Here is a 25,231-nt window from a genome sequence, read left to right on the forward strand (position 1 = left end):
CGGCGATGTCACTCGCCAAGTGCGATGCCTTCGCGGCGCGGATCTGCGCCACCTTTCAGCCCGTCACCGATTTCGATCACATGCAGACCAGAGTTCAGGTCGCGGGCATTGACCTCAAACCCCATATCGGTGAGCGGCTGCGTCATACCCTCGGCACGGGTGCCCGCCTCCACATCATAGGTGCCAAAGCGGTTGACCGCATGGGGCAGCGCCACCGCCTGCTGCACATCCATGCCCCAATCCGCCCAAGCGATGATCGTCTTGGCGACATAGCCGATGATGCGGCTGCCACCGGGAGAGCCTACGGCAAGCACCGGCCCGCCATCCTTCAGCACAATGGTGGGCGCCATGGAGGAGCGTGGACGCTTGCCCGGCTCCAGCCGGTTGGCAATCGGCACCCCGTCGCGATGAGTGCGGAAGGAGAAATCCGTGAGCTCGTTGTTGAGCAGAAACCCGGCCGCCATCAGCCGCGAGCCAAAACCGTTTTCGATGGTAGTCGTCATCGACAGCACATTGTCATATTGATCGACGATGGAGATATGCGAGGTCGAGGGCAGTTCAATCGACTCATCATCGGCCAGCAGCAGCGCATGGTCAAATTCCGGCGCGCCTGCGTTCACCTCCGGCAGGGCGTCATCGCCGCTGAGCAGTGTGGCGCGCGTTTCGAGGTAGTCCTGCGCCACCAGCCCCTGTGTCGGCATCGGCACAAAGTCGCTATCGGCCATGTACCGCCCCCGGTCGGCAAAGGCGAGCCGCGAGGCGTCGCCGATCAACCGCCAGGCATCGGGGTTATCTGCGCCCAGTTCCGCCAGATCGTAATTGCCGAGCATGCCGAGGATCTGCCCCACGGTCAGCGCCCCGGACGAAGGTGGCCCCATGCCGCAGGCCTCATAGGCGCGATAAGTGACGCAGACGGCGGGGCGTTCCTTCACCTGATAAAGCGCCAGATCCATCGCGGATAGGACGCCGGGATTGCCCTCGGCCTCGCGCACCGCACTGGTGATCGCCTCCGCTACGGGACCGACATAGAACCCGCGCGCGCCCTCTGCTGCGAGGCGGCGCAAGGTGTCGGCGTAGGCGGGGTTCTTCAGCGTGCTGCCCGCCACCAGCGGCGTACCACCGGGCAGGAAGTAATCGGCGGTCTCTGACCAGCGCGACAGGCGGTCGGCATCTTTTTCGATGAGACCGGCCAGCCGGGGCGAGACGGCAAAGCCATCTTCGGCCAGGTCAATGGCTGCGGTGAACAGGCCGGGCCAGGCGGCGCGGCCCCAGCGCCGGTGCGCCGCTTCTAGCAGGGCAGGTGTTCCGGGGGTGCCGACAGAGCGGCCACCGACGACGGCATCGTAGAACTTGAGCGGCTCGCCTGCGTCATCCTGAAACAGCGTCGGCGTGGCTGCCAGCGGCGCGGTTTCACGGCCATCCAGCGTTGTCACCTCGCCCGTGGCTGCGTCATACCAGACCAGAAATGCGCCGCCGCCCAGGCCTGAGGATTGCGGCTCCACCAGCCCCAGAACGGTTTGCACTGCCACCATGGCATCCGCCGCAGTCCCGCCCGCGCGCAGAACCTCGGCACCGGCTGCAACCGCATGTGGATTGGCGGCGGCAACCATCCAGTTCTCAGCCTCGACCGGGGTGCCATCGGATTTGGCCTGAATCGCAGCGGCAACCGCGTCGCTGATCGCCGCAAACCCGGCATCTGCGGTTTCTGCCGCGCCCTCGGGTGCCACGGCGTCTGCCGCCTCCTGTGCCCAAGCGGGTGTTGCTGCCAGCAATAGGCCGGCCCAGAACAGATGTTTCATAACGTCGCCTCCCTCAAAAATGGCGGGCTGCGTCAGCAACCCTAGAGCATGGACGGCACGACCTGATCCGGTGGCCGGTGGCCGTCCTCGAATGTCTTGATATTCAAAAGAACTTTTTCGCCCATCTCCAGGCGACCTTCGAGCGTGGCAGACCCCATATGCGGCAGCAGCACGACGTTTTCCAACTCGCGCAGGCGCGGGTTGATGTCGGTGCCATGCTCATAAACATCGAGACCTGCCCCGGCGATCTCACCGGCGCGCAGCATCCGCGTCAGCGCATGTTCGTCGATCACCTCGCCCCGCGAGGTGTTGACGATGACCGCATCGGGTTTCATCAGCTTCAACCGCCGGGCATTCATCAGATGGAAGGTCGAGGGCGTGGAGGGGCAATTGATGGACAGCACATCCATCCGCGCCACCATCTGGTCAAGGCTTTCCCAATAGGTGGCCTCAAACCGGTCCTCGATCTCGGGGCGCAGGCGTCGGCGATTGTGATAATGGACCTGCATGCCAAAGGCACCGGCCCGTTTGGCGACCGCTTGCCCGATGCTGCCCATGCCGAGAATCCCCAGACGCCGCCCGGCCAGACGCCCGCCCAGAAGAGCGGTGGGCGACCAGCCCTGCCAGTCCCCTTTCTGCATGATTGCCAGACCTTCGGGGATGCGGCGCGCCACGGCCATGATCAGGGCCATGGCCATATCCGCCGTGTCATCGGTCAGGACACCGGGTGTGTTGGACACCAAAATGCCGCGCTGGCGCGCCGTTGCCACATCGATGTGATCGACCCCGGCACCGTAGTTGGCAATCAGTTTCAACCGGTCTCCGGCCTGTGCCAGCAAGGCGGCATCGATGCTGTCGGTCACCGTCGGCACCAGCACATCGGCATCTTTTAGCGCGGTGGCCAGCTCGGTCCGGCTCATCGGCGTGTCGTCCTCGCGCAAGCGCACATCGAACAATTCGCTCAACCGGGTTTCCACCGGCTCCGGCAACCGTCGCGTTACGACAACACTCAGACGATCTCTTGCCACTGCTGCTCTCCCTCGGCTTTGCAATCTCTCTGGCCTCATGGCATCGTGGCGCAGGACGCGGGCAGGCACAAGAACCATCCCGCACCTCGGCCCATCTGACGCGGCTTTCTTTTTTCAGACCACATGGCACCCGGACATCAGATCAGGGGCGGGTCGGCAGAAAACGCAGTGCGTTCAGGTTGGTCAGGCAGGTAACAGGCAGCAAAAAGAAGAAGCGAGCAGGCAGTGAACATTTCGGCATCTTATCTGCGGTCCCGGCTGGCCGTGGTCGCCATGACCCTGATTGCAACAACCGGCGCGATGATCCCGGCTGAAGGTGCCGCGCGAGATGAGCGCGGCCCGGTGACCAATCTGCCGCTGCCGCGTTTCGTGTCGATGAAGGCCGCTGAGGGCAATGTGCGCCGTGGCCCTTCCCTGACCCACAAGATCGACTGGGTGTTCAAACGGCGCGGGATGCCGCTGGAGATCACCGCCGAATATGGCCATTGGCGCCGGGTGCGTGATCGCGATGGCGCCGGTGGCTGGGTGCATTATGCGCTGCTGTCCGGTGCCCGGACCGTGCTGATCGAAGAGGACATGCTGACGGTGCACGCCCGCCCCGACAGCGGCGCGCCGGTCACGGCTGCCTTTGAACTGGGCGTGGTGGCCCGACTGGGCAAATGCGAGGTCAGCTGGTGTTCGATTTCGGCCGGCGGCTATCGCGGCTGGGCGCCCAAGGAGAAGCTCTGGGGCGTGGCCCCGGAGGAGCTGCGCGACTGAGCCATCAGGCCGTCAGTCGCGATCGTCGGCGGGGCGGATTGCAAGGCTGGTGCCGCCCAGATCGCGAAAGCTCTTCTGCCGGCAGGAAAACACCAGAATTTGCAGATCATTGGCCTGAAGCGTCAGCGCATCAAACAGCGCCTCAATGCGGGCATCATCGGTATAAACGAGCGCGTCATCCAGTATGACCGGGATGCCTTGGCCAGATTTGGCCAGCAACCGGGCAAAGGCCAGCCGCACCATCAGCGCCAATTGTTCCTGCGTGCCGCCTGACAACTGGGTCAGCTGTTCCTCTGCCGCGCCGCGCGCCAACTGACTGGGCAGCACGCTGTCGGCATCGACCTGCACCTGCGCCTCGGGCCAGAGGCGACGCAGCAGCGGCGTCAGCTCTGCCATCAGAGGCCCCAGATATTGCGCCTGCGCGCCCGCCTGCGCGGCCTCCAGCGCCTGATCGAGACGACGCAGGGTGGCCACTTCGAACTGCAGCGCCTTCTGTCGGGCCTCCGCAACGGCCAGCTGGTCGGTCACCTCGGCCAGCTCTTCCTCAACCGCGTGGCTGGCATGGGCGCTGATACGCGCGTCCAAGACGGCCAGATCGCGCGCCAAATCCTGCAACCGGGCCTGTGCGGCCTCTACCACCGAGCGGGCCCGCTGACAGGCGGCGCGGGCCTGTTCCAGATCGGGGGCGGCAGCGGTCAGGCGGGCATCTTCGGCGCGGGCCTCAGCAACGGTCTGATCCAAGGCAGGCATCTCGGCCCTCAGGGCGGCCAGCTCTGTAGTGGCGGCTTCCGTCTCTCCGAGGGCCTGCGTGGCGCGGTCGAGATCGGCCTCCGCCGCTTTGGCCTCGGCCAGGGCACCATGTGCGGATTGCTGGGCGACGCCCTCCTCGATGCGGGCTTTGGCGAGATCGGCCTCCGCCTGTGTCTGACCGGCCTCCGCCTCCGCCAGTGCGGCCTCCAGCGTGGTGCGATCCGGCAGCGGATCGCAGGGGGGCTGCGGGTCGGCGCCACCGGGCAGGGCCGCGATCGCCGCAACCAGCGCCTCGCGCCCCTCGGGGGCAAGTGCGCGCTGGGTGGCTTCGCCTTCCTTCAGCCGGGCGGTGGCGGCAAGGCGCGCCTGATGGGCAGCGCGGGCCTGTGCCAGTGTCTCAAATTCCAACTGACCAAGGGCCGTTGCCAGCGCGGTTTCGGCCTCGGAGACCGCCCCGGCCTCCTCACTGCGGGCAGGATGCAGCGTGACTGTGGCAAGGCCCGGAACCTCCAGCTCACCACCATCCGGCAAGGCAATCTCATCCCCCTCATCGAAGGTCTCACCGTTGAGGCGCAGCGCTGTGGTGCTGCCCGGCAGGTAGCGGACGCTGAGTGCCGCCGCAGAGGCGGTGCGGGCGTGCTGCGCCAGGGTGACAGCCTGCGCCAGATCCTCCAGCTGGGCGAGCGCATCCGCATCAACGCCCTGCCCGGCCTGCTGGCGATCCTTGGCAAGACGTGCCTGAAGCGCATCAAACTGTGCCAGACGTTCGCTCAGCTCCGTGCGCCGCAACTGCGCCTGTTCTGCGGCCTCAGACCGCAGGGCGGCGGCCACGGATTTCCGCGCCTGGGCAGCGTTTTCGCAGGCCTGCCCTGCCCCGCTCTCCGCCTCTTTCAACTCTTGGGCCGCCTGCGCCGACTGCTCTGCGGTACTGTCGCGCCGTTCTGCCGCCTGCGTTAGCGCGGTGGTGGCGCGGGCGTGATCGGCAAGGCGTTCGGCCTGTGTCTCGATCCGCGCCGCCTGCCCGTCGCGTTGCAAAACAGCGAGATCAAGCGCGCGGCGGGCCTGTTCACATTTCTCGCGGTGACGTTCAGCAGCGGCCAGCGCGGTTTCGGCGTGGTTCAGCCGGGACTGGCGGGCGGTAGTTTCCTCCGGCGCAGCAAGCTCCGCCTGTTCGCGGCGCAGGAGGTGCCGCTGGTCCAGCAGCTGACGCAGGTCGGCGACCTGCCCGGCCAAAGCATCGCGCTGCTCAGCGAGCGTGGCCACGCGGGCCTCCACCTCGGCGAGCGGGCCACCCTTGCGCGCGCCACGGCTGGTGACCATGCGGTCCAGATCGCTGCGCAGGCGGCGGCGCAGGCGTTCCATCTGCTGCCCGCCAGTCACGGCCTCGACCTCACCGCTAAGGGAGGACATCAGATCGCGCCGCGCCTCCAGCGTGTCCTTGGCATCGGCAAAATCCGTCAGCCCCTGCCGCAGCCAGAGCATGCCGACCGGCCCGTCCTTGGGCGGCGCGATGAGGTCGCGCAGCCATGCTTCCGCCGCGTCGGCCTGATGCAGGAGCCCCCCCTCGCGCCAAATGCGCGCGGTGCCTTTGCCTGCTGATTTGGTAAAGCTTTTGGCGATGCGAAAATGACTGCCCTGATGGGTCAGCTCGACCTCGATCTCAGGATCGCCACCCGCATGCGGAGCCAGCGCGCGTACCTCTTTGTCCCACGATTTCGCATCCTTGAAGAACAGCGCATGCAGGGCGTCAAAGATGGTGGATTTGCCCTGCTCATTCGGCGCGCTGAGCAGGTTGAGACCGGGACCGATACCCGTAATCTCCACCGGATCGACAAAGCGGCGCACATTAGTCAGGCGAATGGAGGTGAGCTTCATTCCGCGCCCTCCCGCACAGCGGCATAGAGCCGGTTCAGCGCGGCGGCGGCCACATCGCGGGCCTCCTCGGCGAGGGCGCTGTTCTGACTCTCAGCCATCAGGACCTCTGCCGCAGCGCGCAGCGCGCCGGTGGTTGCAATCTGATCCAGATCCTCCGCCCGGTGTTCAATGCGCAAGTCATCCCCATCAAGGCTGAGGTGGCAAAACGCCGGAGCCTGCTCTGCCACAAAACCCGACAGCTGCATGTGTTGATCTGCGGTGACCCAGCCGCGCGCGCGGATGCGGATCATACAATTGGGCCAGTCCTGCGGATCATCCGGCAGCGCCTCTCTGATGAGGGCGCCGATATCCTGCCCCGGCGCCAGCTCAAGCGTGAGATCCTGCCAGTGGTATTGTCCCACCTCGACCGGACGCAGCTGTGGCGGCTGACCCGGTCCCGGCAGGTCCACCAGCAAGCAGCTGCCGCGCCCCGGATGTTTGAACCGATCCCGTTCCGGCGTGCCGGGGTAGCGGCTGTGGGCATTCAGGGTGAAATCACCGTGCCAATCCCCCAGCGCCAGATAATCCAGCCGAGCGCTGCTGGCGCGGTTGGTGGCAATTGTCTCGGCCCCGTTCTGATCACGGTCGAAATCCAGCACGGCCCCATGGGCCAGACCGATCCGCAGATGCCCCTCCGGCGTCTCGGCGCTGTCCATCCAGATGGTGCGATCCTGTCCGGCGAAACGGCGCTCGCAGGGCGCGGGCAACAGCGTGGCCCCGGGCGTGATCTCAACCGGCGTGGGCTGCATCAGCAGATGCACGTTCTGCGGCGCGTGGCGCGCCATTTCCGCCCAAAGCGGCTCTGCCGCGCCGCTGTCGTGATTGCCGGGAATGATCCACCATTGCACCGGATCCGCTGCCGCCATTGCCGCCAGCGCCTGCCGGATCACCCGCGCCGACGGGGTTTCGGTATCAAACAGATCCCCCGCGATCAGCACATGGCCCGCGCCTTCTGTCGTCGCGATCCCGGCCAGCCGGGACAGGATGCCCTGCCGAGCCTGTTGCAGCGCGGCGCGGGTTTCCTCATCGAACTGGCCAAACCGCTTGCCCAGATGCAGATCAGAGGTGTGCAGCAGGCGCAGGCTGGTCATGCGGGGCAAGATCCTTCGAAGCGGTCGATTGAGTTGGGTGGATTGCAGGAGTGACAGAGCCGCGCCGGGGCGTCAACGCCGACCCGGCGCAAGCGTCGCAGGCGCGCGCGCAAAGGGGCGGGCGCCCCCATTGACAGAGGGGGACTGGCGCGGCAAAAATGTTGGATATTTTGCAAAATAGGGATCAAAGCATGTTTGGTCGACGCGCACAGTCGGAGGAAGACACGGTTGTTGCTGTGCTGGCCGCAGCGCTGCGGCGGGACATTTCCTTTGGTGTGCTGCGACCGGATCAGAAGCTGAAGATTGAGGCGCTGCGTCAGAGTTACGGCGGCTCCAACCACTCCATGCGCGAAACTCTGCGGATGCTCAGCGCCGAGGGGCTGGTGGAGGCAACCGCCCAGCGCGGCTTTCGCGTGACTTCGGCCACCGAGGATGATCTGCGGGATATTCTGTTCATGCGGCTGGAGGTGGAGCGGCTGGGCCTGCGGTTGGGGCTGGCGCGCAGCGATGTACAATGGGAGGGCCGGGTTCTGGCCGCCCACCATGCGCTGCGCCGCACCGAAGAGGCGCTGCTGAACGAGGCCAATGATGCGCTGGCGCTGGACTGGGATATGGCCTGCCGGAGCTTTGCCGCAGTGCTTGTGGAGGCCGCGCACTCGCCCCGGCTGTCGGATATGCAGCTGAAATTCTATGATCAGTCGCGCCGGTTCCGTCTGGCGCTTCTGCGGGAGGGGCGGTTGGATTTCGCCGCCCGCGCAGAACAACAACAGGCGCTGGTGGAGGCGGTTCTGGCGCGCGACACAGAGGCCGCGGTGACGGCGCTGGAGACCTATGTGACGGGTGACATGATGACAGGGGCGAGGGGCGTCTGACGCTGCCGCGAAGGAACCGCGGACGCTACGGGCCGGATTGGTCCGGAACGACAATCACGAAGAGGGAGGATTAAGACATGACCCATTGGACACGCCGCCGCACGCTTGCGGCCCTTGGCAGTGCGGGCGCCGTTGCGGGGCTGGCCACACCGGCGCTGGCGAGCAAGCGGAAAATCGTGCTGGGGGCATTGCGCTTCACCAGCCATTCGGCGAGCTTTATCGCGCAGGAACGTGGCTATTTCGCCGATGCCGGGCTGGATGTGGAACTGCGGTTTTTCCAGGCGGCCTCGCCGATGTCGGTGGCAATTGCCTCTGGCGATGTGGACTATGCAATCACAGCGATGTCGGGCGGTCTGATCTCCCTTGCCAATCGCGGCGCGATCAAGGTGATCGGCGGCGCCCTCTCGGAAGAGCCGGGCATTGACGGGCAGAAAATCCTGGTCTCCGATGCGGCCTATCAGGCGGGCATCACCAGCCCGGCGGCGCTGGATGGCAAGAGCTTCGGCATGACCACGGCCGGGTCATCCTTCCATTACATGGGGTCGCGTATGGCGGAGAAGGAAGGCGTGTCGCTGTCCTTCAAGCCGCTGCAAAAAGTCGGGGCCATCATCGGCGCGCTGAAATCCGGCCAGATTGATGCCTGGTCCATCGTGCCGCATATTGCGAAACCCCTGGCGGGATCGGGTGCGGTGCATATCATTGGCGATGTGGCGGACTATCTGCCCGACTATCAGGTGACGACGGTGTTTACCTCGGCCCAGAACGCCAGCGGGGAACAGCAGATGACCCGCGATTTCCTGAGCGCCTACAGCCGCGGGGTTGCCGACTACAACGCCACCATGATCGACCGGGCCAGCGGTGATGCGGGCGTCGATCAGATGGTCGATCTGATCCACAAATATGTCTATGCCGACCGCCCCCGCGACAAAGCCGCCAAGTCGATCATCAACGGCACCATGCGCCTGAACGAAGGTGCCGCGATGAACACAAAATCGCTGGCGGATCAGCTGGCCTGGTTCCAGGCGGAGAAGCTTGTGGATGCCGATATCTCGCTGGAGACAATCATCGATCCCAGCTACGTCGACAGTATCGGCTGACCTTTGTGCCGGGGCACCCTGCCCCGGCGCATCCTCTTGCGGAGCAACATCATGGATATTCGCCTGTCAGCGGTGGGTCATGCCTATGACAATGTCGCGGTGCTCAGCGACATCACGCTGGATATTCCCAGCGGCAAAATTGTCTGCATCGTCGGCCCCTCGGGCTGTGGCAAATCCACGCTCTTGCGATTTATCGGCGGGCTGGAGCGGCCTGCGACGGGCGAGGTGTTGCAGGTGGGGCAACCGCCGGAGGGCTGTCTCAATCCGCTGACATATGTGTTTCAGGACTTTGCCCTGCTGCCCTGGCGCACGGTCCGGGGCAACATCAGTCTGGTGCTGGAGGATCACGGCATTCGCGGCACGGCAGCGGCGCGGATCATCGACGATGTTCTGGCGCGCGCCAAGCTAAGCGAATTCGCCGGGGCGCTGCCTAAGCAGCTGTCGGGTGGTATGAAGCAGCGGGTGGCGATTGCGCGGGCGCTGGCGGTGAACCCGGCAGTGATGCTGATGGATGAGCCGCTGTCGGCACTGGACAGCCAAACCCGTGAATTGCTGATGGATGATCTGGTGGCGCTGTGGACACGCACGCCATTCACTGCGGTCTATGTCACCCATAACCTGGCCGAAGCGGTGCGGCTGGGCCATGCCATCGTGGTGCTGTCCCGCCGCCCCGGCCAGATCCGCGAGATCGTGCATCTGGACACACCGTTGGCCGAACGCGCGTTCGGCGATGCGGATCTTGAACAGAAACAGAAATACCTGTGGCAGCTGATGCGTGACGAGGCGCGGGCGGCAGATGCGGAGCTGATGAATGTCTGACACCCGGATGGCCACACTCCCGCCTGCCCCCAGCACGGCAACGCCCCACCAGCATGCGCCGGTGCGCCCAGTGCAGTTTCGCGGCGGCGGCTTTGCGCCGCGCGGCGCCCGCTGGGTGGGCGCGCTCGTCTTTGTCCTGTTGCTGGTGCTGGCGGAACTGGGTACCCGTCAGGGCTGGATCTCCAACCTGACGCTGCCGCGCCCCAGTGACGTGCTGGCCACATTGGGGGAGCTTTATGCCTCTGGCCTGCTGTGGACCCATGTCAGTGTCTCGCTGTCGCGGCTGGTGGTTGGCGCCGCCCTTGGGGCCAGTGTCGGCATTGGGGTCGGGCTGATGATCGGGCTGTTTTCCTATGTCCGCGCAGGGCTGGTGCCACTGGTGGCTGCGCTGTTCCCGATCCCGAAAATCGCTCTGCTGCCGCTGTTTGTGATCTGGTTCGGCATTGATGAGGGGTCGAAATATGCGCTGATCGCCTTTGGTACGTTCACCCCCACTGTCGTGGCCACCTATGGCGCTGTGGACAATGTGGACCGGTCGCTGATCCGCATGGGGCAGAGTTTTAACCTCTCGTGGCTGTCGATTGTGCGCAAGATCGTGCTGCCGGGTGCGATGCCGGGTATCCTGTCGGGGCTGCGCATCAGTCTGGCGATTGCCATTATCCTGCTGGTGGCCGCTGAAATGCTGGGCGCGGAACATGGCATCGGCGCGTATATTCTGGAGGCCGGATCGCTCTATGATCTGGAACGGTTGTTTGCCGGGGTTGCGATCCTGTCGGTGCTCGGCGTGGTGGTCAGCAGCCTGATCGGCCTGATCGAACGCCGCCTGCTGCGCTGGCGCAGCTGAGCAGGCCCCCGTTTTCGAGTCGCAGCAGGCCCGTGCCTCTTGCGGCTCCCAAACCGGAAAAACTGCCACTATAGGCGGCAAAACACCCCAATAATCTCAAAAGCGCGGCAATCTGCACCCCACAAAGGCGCTGCTGGCAATTGCGCCCGCGCGCCAGCTGATTTACACGGGGGGCCATATGAATGGCTGTTGTCCTCGCGGGCCGCCGGTCTGTCAGAGCAGATCTGACACAGAATGACCGCCCCGCATCCAAGCTGGACCGCAGCACCCCGTCCATCCGGTGCAGCGCCAACCGCTCACCCAAGTTTCCGATATCGCTGAAAAAAGGTTGTGGAATATGGCAGAAAATTCGACCCCCGACATTTTGTATACCATCGTAGACGAAGCCCCCGAGCTGGCCAGCGCCTCGCTGCTGCCGATCATCCGCAGCTTTGCCGCGGCGGCAGGCGTCTCCGTCGGGACCAAGGACATTTCGCTGGCGGGCCGTATCCTTGCGACCTTCCCCGAAGCGCTGAGCGACACCCAGCGTCAGAGCAATGATCTGGCCGAACTGGGCCAACTGGTGAAAACGCCTGAGGCCAATGTCATCAAGCTGCCCAACATCTCGGCCTCTGTACCGCAGCTGACCGCCGCGATTGCCGAATTGCAGGCGCAGGGCTTTGCAGTTCCGGACTACCCGGCAGATCCGGCAACCGATGCGGAAAAAGAGATCCGCGCGCGCTATGACACCATCAAGGGTTCGGCTGTGAACCCGGTGCTGCGCGAAGGCAACTCTGACCGTCGCGCAGCCAAAGCGGTGAAAAACTTCGCCCAGAACAACCCGCATTCGATGGGCAAATGGTCCGCAGACAGCAAGACCAAAGTGTCGTCGATGCCGGGCAATGATTTCTATGCCAACGAAGTCTCCGCCACCATCTCTGCAGCACAGGCCGGTACCGCGAAGATCGAATTCGCCGGCAAGGACGGTGCGGTCACCGTGCTGAAGGACAGCTGGCCGCTGGAAGAAGGCACCGTTGCTGATGCCACCTTCATGTCGGCCAAGGCGCTGTCTTCCTTCCTGAAGGGCGCGATTGAAGACACCAAAGCCGACGGCACCATGTTCTCGCTGCACATGAAGGCCACCATGATGAAGGTCTCTGACCCGATCATCTTTGGCCACGCGGTAAAGGCATGGCTGGGTCCGGTCTGGGACAAATACGGCGCTGAAATCGAAGCGGCAGGCGGCTCTGCCAATTCCGGCCTTGGCGCGGTTCTGGCGACCATTGATGGCCTGCCCAATGCGGATGCCATCAAGGCTGAGATCGCCGCATTGGACCGTCCGTCCATGTATATGGTCGACAGTGACAAGGGCATCACCAACCTGCATGTGCCGTCCGATGTGATCATCGACGCCTCCATGCCAGCGGTGATCCGTGCAGGCGGCAAGGGCTGGGACGAAGCGGGCAACAAGGGCGACACCAACTGCGTGATCCCCGACCGCTGCTATTCCACCGTCTACGACGAGAGCATCAACTTCTTCAAAGCCAATGGCGCGCTGGATGTGACCACCGCAGGCTCCGTCGCCAATGTTGGCCTGATGGCGCAGAAGGCCGAGGAATACGGCTCCCACCCGACCACATTCGAAGCACCTGCCGATGGCACCATCCGCATCGTGCTGGCCAACGGCGAGACGCTGCATTCACATGAGGTTGAGGCCGGAGATATCTGGCGCTCCTGCACCGTGAAGAAAGCCCCGATCGAGAACTGGATCGAACTGGCGATGGATCGTCAGCGTCTGACCGGTTCCGAGGCGATCTTCTGGCTGGACGAAAACCGCGCCCATGACGCTGAGCTGATCAAATATGTGAAGCCCGCACTGGATGCGGCTGGCAAATCCGACCTGTTCCAGATCATGGCCCCGCGTGAGGCGACCGCCCAGTCGCTGAAGACCATCACCGCAGGCAAGGACAGCATCGCCATCACCGGCAATGTGCTGCGCGACTATCTGACCGACCTGTTCCCGATCCTGGAACTGGGCACCTCGGCCAAGATGCTGTCGATTGTGAAGCTGATGAACGGTGGCGGGTTGTTTGAAACCGGGGCTGGTGGCTCTGCGCCCAAGCACGTGCAGCAGCTGGTGGAAGAAAACCACCTGCGCTGGGACTCCATGGGTGAGTTCTGTGCTCTGGGTGAATCGCTGAACTTCCTCGCCGACAGCAAGGGCAACGCCAAGGCGGGCGTGCTGGGTGCCGCCGCCGAGGCTGCGACACAGGGCATTCTGGACCACAACCGCTCGCCCTCGCGCAAGGTGGGTGAGCCGGACAACCGCGCCAGCCACTACTGGTTCGCCCGTTACTGGGCCGAGGCGCTGGCCGCACAGGGGAATGACGCCGAGCTGGCCGCGCATTTCGCGCCCATCGCCGCGGAACTGGCCGCCAAGGAAGAGGCGATCCTTGCCGAACTGGCAGAGGTGCAAGGTCAGGCTGCGGATCTGGGCGGTTATTTCCACACCGATCCGGTGAAAACCGCCGCCGTCATGCGCCCCAGTGCCACGCTGAACGGCATCATCGGCTGATCACGCGGCTACGTGACCGGGCGACATACTGCCCCTAAACCATAAAAACGCCCGGAGCGATCCGGGCGTTTTCTTTTGTGACTAGGTTGTTAAGCCCGTGTCAGACATCAGCCTGCGCAGCGCATCTGATCTTCGGGTGTATCCCGTTTGGATCTGGCTGCCGCAACCAAGGCGCGAAACAGATTGAGATGTGCCGCGCGGTAGAACAGATGCTCAGGGTGCCACTGCACACCAATCGCAAAACGTCGCCCCGGATCCTCAACCGCCTGCACCATGCCAGACTGATCGCGCCCGGTGACCCGCAGCCCCTGCCCCAAATCGCTGACGGACTGGCTGTGCAATGCGTTGACTTTGAGCCTGGGCACGCCCAACACCCGGCGCAACACGCTGTTGTTGGTAATGGTGACCTCTTTGCGAGGCAGAACCGTTTTGTAGTTCTGCTGACCATAGAAGGCGTAGGCGTCCTGATAGAGCCGCCCGCCGCGCGCCACGTTCAACATCTGCGCGCCGCGACAGATCCCCAAGAGGGGTACATCCTGACGCGTCGCCTCGCGCACGATGGCTGCCTCCAGCGCGTCGCGGTCGGGATCCAACCGGACCTCAGGCATGATCTGACCATCATACAGTGTTGGCGCAATGTCATCACCTCCGCCAATGACCACGGCATCTACCGTGGACAGATCCGCCTCACGGTTGCTTTGCCAACGGACCGCACGGCCACCTGCCAGCCAGATATTGAGAGCCATCAGCGGAAAAATCCGCCAACCGCTGCGGCGCGAGACTGTCACGGCAATCCTCGGTTTCATGCGATGCCCTCCCGGTTGGCAACGCCGAGGATATCAGCCGCGTGTTTGGCCCATTCCCGGCTCATCAACTGTTCGCTGCGCGGTCGCGCTTGCCAGCCTTCAATCAGAGCTTTCAGCCGCCCATCGCGGGCGATCTGTTCTACCTCGGCCCAGCGGTTCCACTCACGGGTGATCGACCAGTCGGGGTCCCCCAGACGGCAATCAGGCAATCTGTAATGGTAGGCAGGCCGCGCGGCGGTTTTGTCTCCCTCTCCCAAGGCTGCACGCACGCGGTCCGGGGCATAATCCGCAAGCAGCGGCAGCAGATCCAGCGCGTGATTGCGATCGGCGGCATGTTCAAGATAGAGGCGGAGAAGATCGTCCATGGTCTGCGGAGGGGACGCACACAACGCGTCTACCAAGGCCTTGGGATAGGGCGCGATGAACGGCTGCACACGGCGCGACAGGTCGATCCCCGGCATTCGGCGTAACAGCGGCTCCAGCAGCGCAAAGGACGTCAGCACCGGCCCGATATGCTCAGCCGTCATATCGGCAACTTCCACATTGAGATGCACGCCAAAGCCGTTCAGCACACCGTCCTGCGTACCCGTGGCCCCGGCCTCTGCCAATCTGACGCACAGCTGATCCAGCTGCGACAGCTGCGACTGTTTCAGCGGCGGGGTGACGATTTCGACCGGGATCAGCGGTTCCGCCATGGCGACCAGCGTTTTGCCGAGGCCCGGTTTGCTGCGATAACGGCTGTCGAGATAGACCTCTACGTCACCCAGCGCCGTAGCCTTGACATGGGGGTTTGGTCCGTCAGCGCGATCCTGCGCTCGGATCTCGCCGCCAAGTTCACGCTGCACGATTTTTTGAGCGTGCGTAACGGACAGGCCGCCGAACTCAATCTCGACGCCCACCTTGCGGGCCGCTGCAGATCTGCGCGCCTGCGGCAGGGGGGCTGCGATCACGTCCGGTGCGCCTCCAGCGGCACAGCCTACCCCGCCTTTCAACTCACTTTCACCCATGTTTGGCTCCGTTGTCGCTCTCTGGCTCAACGTCACCGCTCTGAAAATGTTCCGGATTGCGCCATGTGCCCCGTCCGGCGCGGTCTCCTTATGCGATCCTACCGGGGCGGCTGAGCGCCCCGCCACCTCACAGCAGCAACATCCACAAGGCAACACCGGCCAGCAAAAGCGCAAATCCCTGGTTGAGCTGCCGCGCGCGCAGATCGCGGGAAAACTGTCGCGCCAGCCCGTCGCCGATCCAGGTCCAGATCGAGAATGCCACCAGATTGTTGAGAGTGAAAATCAGCGTGATGGCCAGCACCGGCGCCAGCGCGCCCCTACCAAGGCTCACCGCCCCCGGAGGTGTGAGAAACTGGCTGAACATCACTGTGATAATCACATAGGCTTTGGGGTTGAGCAGCAGCAGGACGACACCATCTCGAAAGAGGGCCGGACGGGCCTGAAGCTCCGCCTGTAGCCCACCGGCGCGCCAAAGACCCCATGCGATCCACAGCACATACCCCGCGCCTGCCATCTTCAGCCAGGTGAACGCCTCCTGCGCCACCGCCTGAGCCGCCAATGCGCCGGATCCAATCAGCAGCGTCACCGCAGCCGTGGCGATATGGTAACCCGTTGTCGCAGGCAAGGTCGCGCGAAAGCCAAACCGCGCACCATTGGCCGCAAAAAACAGATTGCCCGGTCCGGGGCTATAGGCGAGCGGGAACAAAAACAACAACAGCGCCAATACCATATCCAGTGTCATCTTTGTGGGTCCTTTGCCAGCCTGCCGCCCCAAAATAGGCTGGACCGTGCAGCACGCGCGACCCGGATCCTGCGCAATCCTGCGGAGCGATTGACCGCTTCAGGAACACTCTGCCTGATTGCGGCGTTTGTCTGTCAGAGAGCTGCGGCACCTTGTGCCGACAAGGCAGCCGCGCCGTTCAACCGACCCCGCCAGACTGGAGCTTCCAATGCCGACAATTTATGATGCAATCAAGGACGATCACGATACCCACCGCAAACTGCTGACCTCCATTCAAGACAGCAAGGTCGAAGCGCGCGGCGCCCTTTGGAAACGGTTTTACGAAGACGTCAAAAGCCACGCTGCTGCGGAGGAAGAGACCTTCTATTCCAAACTGATCAGCCAGACCTGGGGCCAGGATGCGGCCCGGCATTCCGTGCACGAGCACCAGCAGCTTGATGATCTGATGGAAGAGCTGAATGTGATGAAAATGTCTTCGGATTTGTGGATGACCAAGTTCGAACAGCTGAAGCATGAATATGAGCATCACATGGATGAGGAGGAGAACGAGGTCTTTACCCGCGCCAAAGAGGTGATTTCCGACGAGGAACTCGAAGGCTATGGTACCCGCTTCCAAAAACGCAAGGATGAGGAACGCGGATTGATCGACGAGAAACGCGAGGACAGTCTGGAAGACTGATCCGCCGACCGGAAACCCGCTTTCCGCGTCCCTCGCCCCTGACGCTGGCCTCTCGGCGCCGCGCGCATGGGACCGCAGATCACAGAGAGGCCGCCGACGCGCGGCCTCTTTCTTCGCCTAACGCGCGGATCAGAGACTACAGCTGCCGGGCGAAGGCCAGCGTCGCCATTGCAGGCAGGGTCAGCAAGGCCTTTGCCGCCTCAACGCGCGCCTCTGTATAGTACCCCGGCTCATGCAGAATATTGATGGTCGCAGCAAGTTCGCCGCCGATCAGTACCGGCAGGTTGATCACCGACCCGCAGCCCAGCGCCCCGATCAGCTCCGCATCGGGGAAGACCTGATCGATGTCTTCCAGCGTATTCGCAACGAAACTGCGGTGCTGACCATGGACGATCTCAAACCAGTCATTCATTTCAATCGGCTTGGTGCCGGAGGTCGGGTAGTTCTCGGGATCATCGGTATAGGTGCGACAGGCCAGCATGGCGGTCATATCCACCGTCATCACGGTGAACAGCTTTGCCCCGACGGTCGCCTTGGTCAGCGCGCAGAGGGCATCATACGCAGCCTCGGCAGTTGTGGCGGCGGCCAGTGCGTCGGTGAAATGGCGCAGCGCCTCTGTCGACTGGGGTACAGACACGGTCTCTGAGATATTTTCCGGCAGTCTATCGTCGGGCATTCGGTGGGATCCATCTTCTCGGGTAAATTGTCACGCGGTCGGCTCCGCGCCACCGCTGGCAGCATAGAGCTGCTGCGTATAAGCATCACTGAAGCCGCCATCATGCAGCGCCTCAGCTGGGGCGATCTCAACAATGCGCCCCTTGTTCATCACCGCCATGCGGTCACACATGAAGCTGACAACAGGCAGGTTATGGGTGACCATCAGATAGGTCAGCCCCTGCGCACGACGCAGCGCCTTCAGCAGGTTCAGGATCTCGGCTTGCACGGACACATCCAGCGCCGATGTCGGCTCATCCAGCAACATCACCTTGGGTTCCAGCATCAAGGCCCGCGCAATGGCGACCCGCTGGCGCTGCCCACCGGACAGCTGATGCGGATAACGGAACCGGAATCGCTGGTCGAGGCCGACTGCGGCCAGCACCTCTGCGACGCGGGCGTCACGCGCGCCGATGCCATGCACCCGCAGGGGCTCCCGCAACACCCAGTCGACCGGTTTGCGCGGGTGCAATGATCCATAGGGATCCTGAAACACCATCTGGCAGGTTCGGGAAAACGCGCGATCAATCCCGTGGCTGCGCGGCTGACCCAGAACGGAGATCTCACCAGTCCAGTCAGGCGCAAGCCCGGCAATCGCCTTCAGCACGGTGGATTTCCCCGATCCGCTTTCGCCGACCAGCGCAAAGCTCTCCCCCTCAGCCACATCAAAGCTGACGCCCTGCACCACCCTCGTGTCGCCGTAGGAAATATCGAGGTTTCTCAGAGAAATCGCTGTCATGTGCCGCTCCAGCTTGATCGGTCCAGCACAGGCAGCGTGTCGCGGGTTTCCTTCATCCGGGGCACCGCTGCCAGCAGACCTTGGGTATAGGGGTGGCTGGCCTTGTGCAGATCAGCGGCGGCGCAGCTTTCGACCACGCGGCCGGCATTCATCACCATGATCCGGTCACAGTAGCGCGCCACCAGATTGAGATCATGGCTGATCAGGATCAGGCCCATGCCCTTGTCCCGCACCAGATCATCAATCAGATCCAGCACCTGCGCCTGTACCGAGACATCCAGCGCCGAAGTCGGCTCATCCGCGATCAACAGATCCGGGCGCGGGATCAGCATCATCGCGATCATCACCCGCTGCCCCATGCCGCCGGAGACCTGATGGGGATACATCTGCGCCACCAGTTCGGGGTCGTTGATGCGCACCGCCTCCAACATCTCCAGCACACGGGCACGGGTGTCGCGGCGGCTGAGACGTTCGTGGACATCCAGCGCCTCGGCGATCTGTGCGCCGATGGTCATCACCGGATTGAGCGAGAATTTCGGGTCCTGCATGATCATCGAGATCCGCGCCCCACGGATATTGCGCATCTGGCGTTCGCTGAGGGTTTGCAGGTCCTGCCCCTCCAGTGCCAGCCGGTCCGCCGCCATCTGGCCCGGGCGGCGGATCAGCCGCAGGATGGCGCGGCCGGTCATGGATTTGCCCGATCCGCTCTCGCCCACGATACCAAGGCGTTCGCGGCCCAGGGTCAGGTCCAGCCCCTTGACCACCTCAACCCGTCCCTTGGGGGTCGGAAAGCTGACGCGGAGGTTTTCAACCTCCAGCAAGGGGGCAGATGTGGATTGGCTCATGACTTGCCCCCCTGTTTGGGGTCCAGCACATCGCGCAAGCCATCGCCAAGGAAACAAAAGCCAAGGCTGACCACGATGATGGCAATGCCGGGCATGGTCGCAACCCACCATTGGTCCAGAATGAACACCCGCCCGCGCGAGATCATCGCGCCCCATTCGGGCAGCGGCGGCTGCGCGCCCAGACCCAGAAACCCAAGACCCGCTGCCGTCAGAATGATCCCCGCCATATCCAGTGTCACCCGCACGATCATCGAGGAGGTACAGAGCGGCAGCACATGGTGCAGGATGACCCGGCTGTGCGAGGCCCCCAGCAGGCGCGTCGCGGCGATGAATTCAGCGTTGCGGAAGGTCAGCGTTTCGGCCCGTGCGATGCGGGCATAGGCAGGCCATGCGGTGATTGCGATGGCGATGATCGCGTTTTCGATCCCCGGCCCCAAGGCGGCGACAAAGGCCAGCGCCAGGATCAGCTTGGGCATCGACAGGAAGACATCGGTGATCCCCATCAGGATCCGGTCGATCCAGCCGCCGAAGTAGCCCGAGATCGCCCCGATGATCAGCCCCAGCGGTGCCGATATCACCGCCACCAGAGCGACAATCATCAGCGTGATGCGCGCGCCGTACACCACCCGGGAAAAGATATCGCGCCCCAGCTCATCCGTGCCCATCCAATTGGCCCAGGAGGGCGGCAACAGACGGGAGGACAGGTCCTGCCCCACCGGGCTTTGCGGCGCGATCCAAGGCGCAAAAGCCGCTGCAAGGATAAGGACGGTGATGATCACAGCTCCCAGCACCGCCAGCGGGTTGCGCATCAGCGCAAGGATCATGCGATAGGCGCGCCCTGCGGTGGCCTGGGTCCGTGTGGCGGGCGAGTCGTCCAGCAACCAGTCGCGGCTCAGCATCACAGGCTCCTTGGGTCGAGAACCCGGTACAGCACATCCGAGATCTTGTTGATGAAGATGAAGACCGCGCCGATCACCAGTGTTGAGCCAAGGACGGCATTCATATCCGCATTGAGCAGCGCCACAGTGAGGTAATTGCCGATGCCGGGCCAGCTGAACACCGTTTCAATCATCACCGAACCTTCCAGCAGAGCGGCATAAGAGAGGCCGATTACGGTGATCAGCGGCACCCGGATCGGTTTGAACCCATGCACCCATATCACTTTCCATTCCGGCACGCCCTTGACGCGGGCGGTGGTGATGAACTCCTGACTGAGCTGGTCCAACATGAAACTGCGGGTCATGCGCGCGATATAGGCGAGGCTGAAAAACCCGAGGATGGCCGCAGGCAGCACCAGATGCGAGAGCGCGTTCCAGAACACCTCGGTGTCGCCGACCAGCAGGCTATCGACCAGCAACAGGCCGGTGACCGGATCAATCAACCCATCATAGAAGATGTCGACCCGCCCCGGCCCGGCGACCCAGCCCAGACCCGTGTAGAACACCGCCAGACCAACCAGCCCCAGCCAGAACGCGGGCACCGAATAGCCCAGAAGCGCAAAGACCCGGATGATCTGATCGACCCAAGTGCCCTGCCGCGCGGCAGCCCAGACACCCATGGGAACCCCCATAAGCACACCAATCAGAATACCAAGCGTGGCCATTTCCAGCGTGGCGGGAAACACCCGCGCAAGATCGGACACGACGGGCCGGTTGGTGGAGACAGAGCGCCCCAAATCGCCCTGAAAGACGTCCGCCACATAGGCGAAAAACTGCACCACCAGCGGGCGATCCAACCCCATGGCAACCCGCGCCGCCTCGTATTGGTCCTGCGTGGCGCGATCTCCGACCACTGACAGAACCGGGTCGATCGGCACCACACGGCCAATAAAAAACGTGATTGCCAGAAGGCCCAGAAAGGTCAGCGTCGACACGATGGCAAAGCCCGCAAGCCCTCGTCCCCAGCGCAGAACTGCGCGTCTCGTTGTTCCTGTGCTGGTCAAGATACCCTGCCCTTTCACATAGCCGAAGCCGACGGTTCACGACCGCAGACACACCGGCGCCTTGCCTACGGGCATAAATATTTTTTTCTGCAAAAGCAAAAATTTTTTGCTTCACAATAATTTTTTTCCTAAGCTGATTGAAAGCCATCCAGAATGAGAGCCGCCGATGCCCCAGACCACCGCCCCCCAGAAAACGGCGAAGACCCGCAGCAGCGCAGGCCCGATGCTGGGCGCGTTGATCCGCAAGCGGCGCAAGCAGATGGGGCTGACGCTTCAGGCGCTTTGTGATGTGTCCGGCGTCTCAGTGGGCTATCTGAGCCAGGTGGAGCGCGACAATGCCACCCCAACGCTGGGCACGCTGGCACAGATCGCGTCAGCGCTGGAGGTGGGGCTGGAATATTTCATCGCCACGCCGAAACCCTCGGACGCGGTAACGCGGGCGATGACGCGGACGCAATTCTCGCTGGCGGGCTCCTCCATTACCTATGAGGCGCTTGGCGCACAGTTTCCGGGCGCGGAGCTGTCCAGTTATATCCTGCATGTGCCGCCCGGATATGTCTCTGAGGAGGTCAGCCACGAGGGCGAAGAGATGCTCTATGTGCTGGAGGGGGAGATTGATCAATCACTGGATGGGCAGGTGTTCCGTCTGCGGGTTGGGGACAGCCTGCACTACAGCGGCCTGACCTCCCATTCTTGGAGCAATCCCACCGACCAGCCGGCGCGGTTGTTGTGGACCGGCACACTCAGCGTTTTGCACAGCACCAACACCCCCAACCTGCCCTGACCGGGCAGCTGCGGCAGGCCGGTCCTGCGGGGCGGTCGTGGCCGATGGATACCAATGAACCAAACAGGGAGACTGACATGAACCTCGTGAAATCCGCCTTGCTGGCCAGCGTGATGGCGCTGCCTCTGGCGAGCGGCGCTATCGCTGACACGCCCGCCAATGCGCTGATCGTGGCGCAGAATATCGACGATATCGTCGCCATTGACCCCGCTCAGGCCTATGAATTCACCTCCGGTGAACTGGTCACCAACCTTTATGATCGCCTGGTGCAATATGACGCCGAGGATCCCACCGTTCTGGCGCCGGGCCTTGCCAGCGCCTGGGACGTCGACGCGGAGGCCAAGACCATCCGCTTCACCCTGCGCGACGATGCGGTGTTTCACTCCGGCAACCCGGTGCGCGGTGAGGATGTGGTGTTCTCACTGGCGCGGGTGATCAAACTGAATCTGACCCCGGCCTTCATCCTGGCGCAACTGGGCTGGACCGCCGAGAATGTCGATCAGATGATCACCACCGACGGCAACAACGTCACTATCAAATACGAAGGGGAGTTTTCCCCTGCCTTTGTGATGAACGTGCTGGCCGCCCGCCCCGCTTCGGTGGTGGATAAAGAGGTGGTGATGGCCAATGCCGTGGACGGCGACATGGGCAATGGCTGGCTGAATGAAAACGCCGCCGGCTCCGGCCCGTTCAAGCTGCAGGGCTATCGTCCGGCGCAGATGGTCCGGTTGGCAGCCAATGCGGATTATTTCAAGGGCGCACCCAAGATGGAAAGCGTCATCATCCGCCATGTGGCCGAAGCCGCCACGCAGGAGCTGCTGCTCGAATCCGGCGATATCGACATGGCCCGCAATCTGACACCCGATCAGATCCGTGGCTTTGACAGCGACGCCATCAAGGTGGAAACCTACCCGCAGGCGGCGGTGCATTTCCTGTCCTTCAACCAGAAAACCGACAGCCTGACCGACCCCGCCGTCTGGGAGGCTGCCCGCTATCTGGTGGATTACAAGGGCATGACCGACACCATCATCAACGGCCAGATGGAGATCCATCAGGCGTTCTGGCCCAAAGGCTTCCCCGGTTCCTACGACGACACACCATTCGGCTATGACCCGGAACGCGCAAAATCCATCCTCAGCGAGGCCGGGATTGAGACCCCGATCACCGTGTCGCTGGATGTGATCAATGCGGCCCCCTTTACCGATATGGCGCAGTCCTTGCAGGCCAGCTTTGCCGATGCGGGGATCAATTTTGAAATCCTGCCCGGCACCGGCAGCCAGGTGATCACCAAATACCGTGAGCGCAGCCATGAGGCGATGCTGCTCTATTGGGGCCCGGATTTCATGGATCCGCATTCCAATGCCAAGGCTTTCGCCTATAACTCCGACAACTCGGACGACAACTATGCGGCCACTACCACATGGCGCAATGCCTGGGCGGTACCGGACGCGATGAACGCCAAGACCAAGGCAGCCCTCACCGAGGCGGATCCTGAAAAACGGCTGGAGATGTACCGTGAATTGCAGGCCGAGGTGCAGAAAACCTCTCCCATCGTGATCATGTTCCAGGCCGCCTATCAGGTGGCAATGGATGCGGATGTCTCTGGCTATGTGAATGGCGCGACATCCGATTTTGTCTTCTACCGTCTGGTGGAAAAGAATTGATCCCCCGGCGCCACTAGGCGCTTTCGCCTGCTCCCCTTATCCGGGGGCGGGCATCTGGGGCCGGCGCTGACATGAGCCGGCCCTTCTTTTCATCTTCCGGCCCGATCTCCCGCCACCGATGGGGCCGCCCGCGCTACAGGACATATGACCATGACCACGCCCCCCTATGCAGACCGGCTGACCCGGCTGCGCCACCGCATGACTGAGACCGCCACCGATTTGGTGGTGCTTGGCCCCTCCAGCCATATGATGTGGCTGTCGGGTGTGAACCCCCATGGCGACGAGCGGCCCGTGCTGCTGATGGTCAGCCAGAGCCACGCAGGCTTTCTGATGCCGGGGTTGAACGCCAATGCGGCGCGCACATCCACCGATCTGCCATTTTGCTGCTGGTCGGATGATGACGGGCCGGATGCCGCGCTTACCGCGCTGCTCAATGACTGCGGCGCCACGGCTGCTGGCCTGTCGGTGGTGCTGGATGAAACCATGCGCGCTGATTTTGCGCTGCGGGTTCTGGACGCGATGGACGCGCCAAAGCGGCGCTTTACCGATGATACCGTGGGCCTCCTGCGGGCGATGAAGGATACCGCTGAATATGATGCGCTGAAGGCTGCACATCTGTTGAATGATGCCGCCGTGACCGAGGCGTTTTCCCGCCTTGAAGAGGGTATGAGCGAGCTGGATGTGCAAGCGATCCTACATGCCCATTACAAAGCCCACGGCGCCAGCGCGGAATTCACCATCGTCGGCTTTGGTGCCAATGGCGCCTTCCCGCATCACCACACCGGCGACACCAGGCTGACCCGCGACATGGCGGTGTTGATCGACACCGGGTGCCGGTTGAACGGCTACCCTTCGGACATGACCCGCTGCGGCTGGTTCGGCACGCCGGAGGCCGAATATGAGCAGGTGTTTGAGGTGGTCGAAGCCGCAGTAAAAGCCGCAGTCCAAGCCGCGAAACCCGGCGTGCGCGCCAGCGAGGTCGACCGTGCCGCCCGCGAAACCATTACTGCCGCCGGATATGGTCCGCAGTTCCTGCACCGCACCGGCCACGGGCTGGGTATTGATGTACATGAACCGCCTTATATCACCGCCACCTCTGATGTTGAGCTGCGCGCAGGCAATGTGTTCTCGATCGAACCGGGGATCTACCTCAAAGACCGGTTTGGCGTGCGGCTGGAAGAGATTGTGATCCTGCGCGAAACCGGCGCCGAGATCCTGTCGGAAATGCCGCGCGACATGCAACGGCGCTGAGACCAGATCATCTGCCAACCAGAAAATCAGGCGCACCCCGCATCCGGGCTGCGCCTTTTCATATTTCCCGGCATCTGGGTTACCTCCTTGAAGCGGCCCCCGGGGGGATGATCAGGTCAGCGGTTGCAGCAGCTGATCAATGAGGGCCAGCAGCTCTGCCGGTTCAAACGGTTTCGTCAACGTTGCCGTCGCACCAAGATCCTTGGACGTGACCAGCAGCTGCTCCAGCCCCGGACGCTGCGTGGCGCCGGACATCGCTATAATCGGCGGAATTGCATGCCCGTCGCGTGCACACCCCTGTAGGAAGGAGATAACCATCACGCCGCCATCTGGTATGGCGCGGTTATTTTTCTTTACGATCAGATCGGTGATAACCAGGTCAAAGTCATATTCTTTGTACTGGGCAATCGTCTCGGTCGCGTCTTCACAGATGATGGGGAAATGCCCGGCCTGCTCCAGAGAGACCTGCAACAGGCTGGCAAAGATCTCATCATCCTCCAGAACCAGTATGTTGGCCATATCCGTCGCTCC

The 25,231-nt window shown here is 63.1% G+C and carries 23 protein-coding genes; 10 read left to right on the forward strand and 13 right to left on the reverse strand.

The window, feature by feature from the left end:
• Positions 1 to 8: 8 nt before the first annotated feature.
• Together ggt and D1820_RS08840 are read right to left on the reverse strand one after the other, a co-directional pair.
• Positions 9 to 1,799 carry a gamma-glutamyltransferase gene (gene ggt / locus D1820_RS08835; protein ID WP_118068628.1) on the reverse strand — a complete coding sequence of 597 codons (1,791 nt, stop codon included), beginning with the start codon at positions 1,797 to 1,799 and terminating at the stop codon, positions 9 to 11.
• A gap of 41 nt (positions 1,800 to 1,840) precedes the next feature.
• On the reverse strand, positions 1,841 to 2,827 hold the full coding sequence (locus D1820_RS08840; protein ID WP_118068630.1) for a D-glycerate dehydrogenase: 987 nt from the start codon (positions 2,825 to 2,827) through the stop codon (positions 1,841 to 1,843).
• Between the two features lie 273 nt (positions 2,828 to 3,100).
• Here D1820_RS08840 and D1820_RS08845 point away from each other — a divergent pair, with 273 nt between their 5' ends.
• Complete coding sequence (locus D1820_RS08845) at positions 3,101 to 3,586, forward strand: SH3 domain-containing protein (RefSeq protein WP_254683395.1); 486 nt, start codon at positions 3,101 to 3,103, stop codon at positions 3,584 to 3,586.
• Positions 3,587 to 3,598: 12 nt separating this feature from the next.
• Here the strand turns inward: D1820_RS08845 and D1820_RS08850 are convergent, their stop codons facing one another.
• The gene (locus D1820_RS08850) at positions 3,599 to 6,211 is read right to left on the reverse strand and encodes an AAA family ATPase (protein ID WP_118068633.1); all 2,613 of its coding nucleotides are present in this window, start codon (positions 6,209 to 6,211) and stop codon (positions 3,599 to 3,601) included.
• Positions 6,208 to 7,341, reverse strand: a complete 1,134-nt coding sequence (locus D1820_RS08855) for a metallophosphoesterase (protein WP_118068635.1) — start codon at positions 7,339 to 7,341, stop codon at positions 6,208 to 6,210. The genes D1820_RS08850 and D1820_RS08855 overlap by 4 nt, the downstream gene beginning before the upstream one ends.
• A 191-nt stretch (positions 7,342 to 7,532) precedes the next feature.
• Between D1820_RS08855 and D1820_RS08860 the strand changes: the two genes are divergently transcribed.
• From D1820_RS08860 to D1820_RS08880, 5 genes are all read left to right on the forward strand, one after another.
• Complete coding sequence (locus tag D1820_RS08860) at positions 7,533 to 8,213, forward strand: GntR family transcriptional regulator (RefSeq protein WP_118068637.1); 681 nt, start codon at positions 7,533 to 7,535, stop codon at positions 8,211 to 8,213.
• Positions 8,214 to 8,290: 77 nt separating this feature from the next.
• Positions 8,291 to 9,310: an ABC transporter substrate-binding protein gene (locus tag D1820_RS08865; protein ID WP_118068638.1), complete on the forward strand. Its 1,020-nt coding sequence runs from the start codon at positions 8,291 to 8,293 to the stop codon at positions 9,308 to 9,310.
• A gap of 51 nt (positions 9,311 to 9,361) precedes the next feature.
• Positions 9,362 to 10,129 carry an ABC transporter ATP-binding protein gene (locus D1820_RS08870; protein ID WP_118068640.1) on the forward strand — a complete coding sequence of 256 codons (768 nt, stop codon included), beginning with the start codon at positions 9,362 to 9,364 and terminating at the stop codon, positions 10,127 to 10,129.
• Positions 10,122 to 10,973, forward strand: coding sequence for an ABC transporter permease (locus tag D1820_RS08875; protein ID WP_118068642.1), 852 nt, complete (start codon positions 10,122 to 10,124; stop codon positions 10,971 to 10,973). Before D1820_RS08870 ends, D1820_RS08875 begins: the two co-directional genes overlap by 8 nt.
• Before the next feature lie 337 nt (positions 10,974 to 11,310).
• Positions 11,311 to 13,527: an NADP-dependent isocitrate dehydrogenase gene (locus D1820_RS08880; protein ID WP_118068643.1), complete on the forward strand. Its 2,217-nt coding sequence runs from the start codon at positions 11,311 to 11,313 to the stop codon at positions 13,525 to 13,527.
• Between the two features lie 107 nt (positions 13,528 to 13,634).
• Here the strand turns inward: D1820_RS08880 and D1820_RS08885 are convergent, their stop codons facing one another.
• From D1820_RS08885 to D1820_RS08895, 3 genes are all read right to left on the reverse strand, one after another.
• Positions 13,635 to 14,333, reverse strand: coding sequence for a gamma-glutamyl-gamma-aminobutyrate hydrolase family protein (locus D1820_RS08885; RefSeq protein WP_118068645.1), 699 nt, complete (start codon positions 14,331 to 14,333; stop codon positions 13,635 to 13,637).
• Positions 14,330 to 15,340 carry an amidoligase family protein gene (locus tag D1820_RS08890; protein ID WP_118068647.1) on the reverse strand — a complete coding sequence of 337 codons (1,011 nt, stop codon included), beginning with the start codon at positions 15,338 to 15,340 and terminating at the stop codon, positions 14,330 to 14,332. Before D1820_RS08890 ends, D1820_RS08885 begins: the two co-directional genes overlap by 4 nt.
• 127 nt (positions 15,341 to 15,467) lie before the next feature.
• Positions 15,468 to 16,082, reverse strand: a complete 615-nt coding sequence (locus tag D1820_RS08895; protein ID WP_118068648.1) for a LysE family translocator — start codon at positions 16,080 to 16,082, stop codon at positions 15,468 to 15,470.
• A gap of 208 nt (positions 16,083 to 16,290) precedes the next feature.
• Here D1820_RS08895 and D1820_RS08900 point away from each other — a divergent pair, with 208 nt between their 5' ends.
• On the forward strand, positions 16,291 to 16,761 hold the full coding sequence (locus D1820_RS08900) for a hemerythrin domain-containing protein (protein WP_027246270.1): 471 nt from the start codon (positions 16,291 to 16,293) through the stop codon (positions 16,759 to 16,761).
• Positions 16,762 to 16,897: 136 nt separating this feature from the next.
• Here the strand turns inward: D1820_RS08900 and D1820_RS08905 are convergent, their stop codons facing one another.
• From D1820_RS08905 to D1820_RS08925, 5 genes are read right to left on the reverse strand one after another with little or no spacing between them, the layout of a single operon-like run.
• Positions 16,898 to 17,437, reverse strand: a complete 540-nt coding sequence (locus D1820_RS08905; RefSeq protein ID WP_118068650.1) for a GAF domain-containing protein — start codon at positions 17,435 to 17,437, stop codon at positions 16,898 to 16,900.
• Positions 17,438 to 17,467: 30 nt separating this feature from the next.
• A complete protein-coding gene (locus D1820_RS08910) occupies positions 17,468 to 18,214 on the reverse strand; it encodes an ABC transporter ATP-binding protein (RefSeq protein WP_027246268.1) in 747 nt (248 codons plus the stop codon).
• A complete protein-coding gene (locus D1820_RS08915; protein WP_118068652.1) occupies positions 18,211 to 19,059 on the reverse strand; it encodes an ABC transporter ATP-binding protein in 849 nt (282 codons plus the stop codon). Before D1820_RS08915 ends, D1820_RS08910 begins: the two co-directional genes overlap by 4 nt.
• Positions 19,056 to 19,958 carry an ABC transporter permease gene (locus D1820_RS08920; protein ID WP_118068653.1) on the reverse strand — a complete coding sequence of 301 codons (903 nt, stop codon included), beginning with the start codon at positions 19,956 to 19,958 and terminating at the stop codon, positions 19,056 to 19,058. The genes D1820_RS08915 and D1820_RS08920 overlap by 4 nt, the downstream gene beginning before the upstream one ends.
• Positions 19,958 to 20,932, reverse strand: a complete 975-nt coding sequence (locus D1820_RS08925) for an ABC transporter permease (RefSeq protein ID WP_371311699.1) — start codon at positions 20,930 to 20,932, stop codon at positions 19,958 to 19,960. Before D1820_RS08925 ends, D1820_RS08920 begins: the two co-directional genes overlap by 1 nt.
• A gap of 235 nt (positions 20,933 to 21,167) precedes the next feature.
• Between D1820_RS08925 and D1820_RS08930 the strand changes: the two genes are divergently transcribed.
• The 3 genes from D1820_RS08930 to D1820_RS08940 all read left to right on the forward strand — a co-directional run bounded on the left by D1820_RS08930 (position 21,168) and on the right by D1820_RS08940 (position 24,700).
• Positions 21,168 to 21,785 carry a helix-turn-helix domain-containing protein gene (locus tag D1820_RS08930; RefSeq protein ID WP_040175608.1) on the forward strand — a complete coding sequence of 206 codons (618 nt, stop codon included), beginning with the start codon at positions 21,168 to 21,170 and terminating at the stop codon, positions 21,783 to 21,785.
• A 77-nt stretch (positions 21,786 to 21,862) separates the two neighbouring features.
• Entirely contained in the window at positions 21,863 to 23,449 is a 1,587-nt protein-coding gene (locus D1820_RS08935; protein ID WP_040175610.1) for an ABC transporter substrate-binding protein, read from the forward strand.
• A gap of 150 nt (positions 23,450 to 23,599) precedes the next feature.
• Entirely contained in the window at positions 23,600 to 24,700 is a 1,101-nt protein-coding gene (locus D1820_RS08940; RefSeq protein WP_118070116.1) for a Xaa-Pro peptidase family protein, read from the forward strand.
• A 111-nt stretch (positions 24,701 to 24,811) separates the two neighbouring features.
• Here D1820_RS08940 and D1820_RS08945 read toward each other — a convergent pair whose 3' ends face one another.
• Positions 24,812 to 25,219 carry a response regulator transcription factor gene (locus tag D1820_RS08945; RefSeq protein ID WP_118068657.1) on the reverse strand — a complete coding sequence of 136 codons (408 nt, stop codon included), beginning with the start codon at positions 25,217 to 25,219 and terminating at the stop codon, positions 24,812 to 24,814.
• Positions 25,220 to 25,231 lie beyond the last annotated feature (12 nt).

Source organism: Phaeobacter sp. LSS9, from assembly GCF_003443595.1.
GTDB lineage: Bacteria > Pseudomonadota > Alphaproteobacteria > Rhodobacterales > Rhodobacteraceae > Phaeobacter > Phaeobacter piscinae.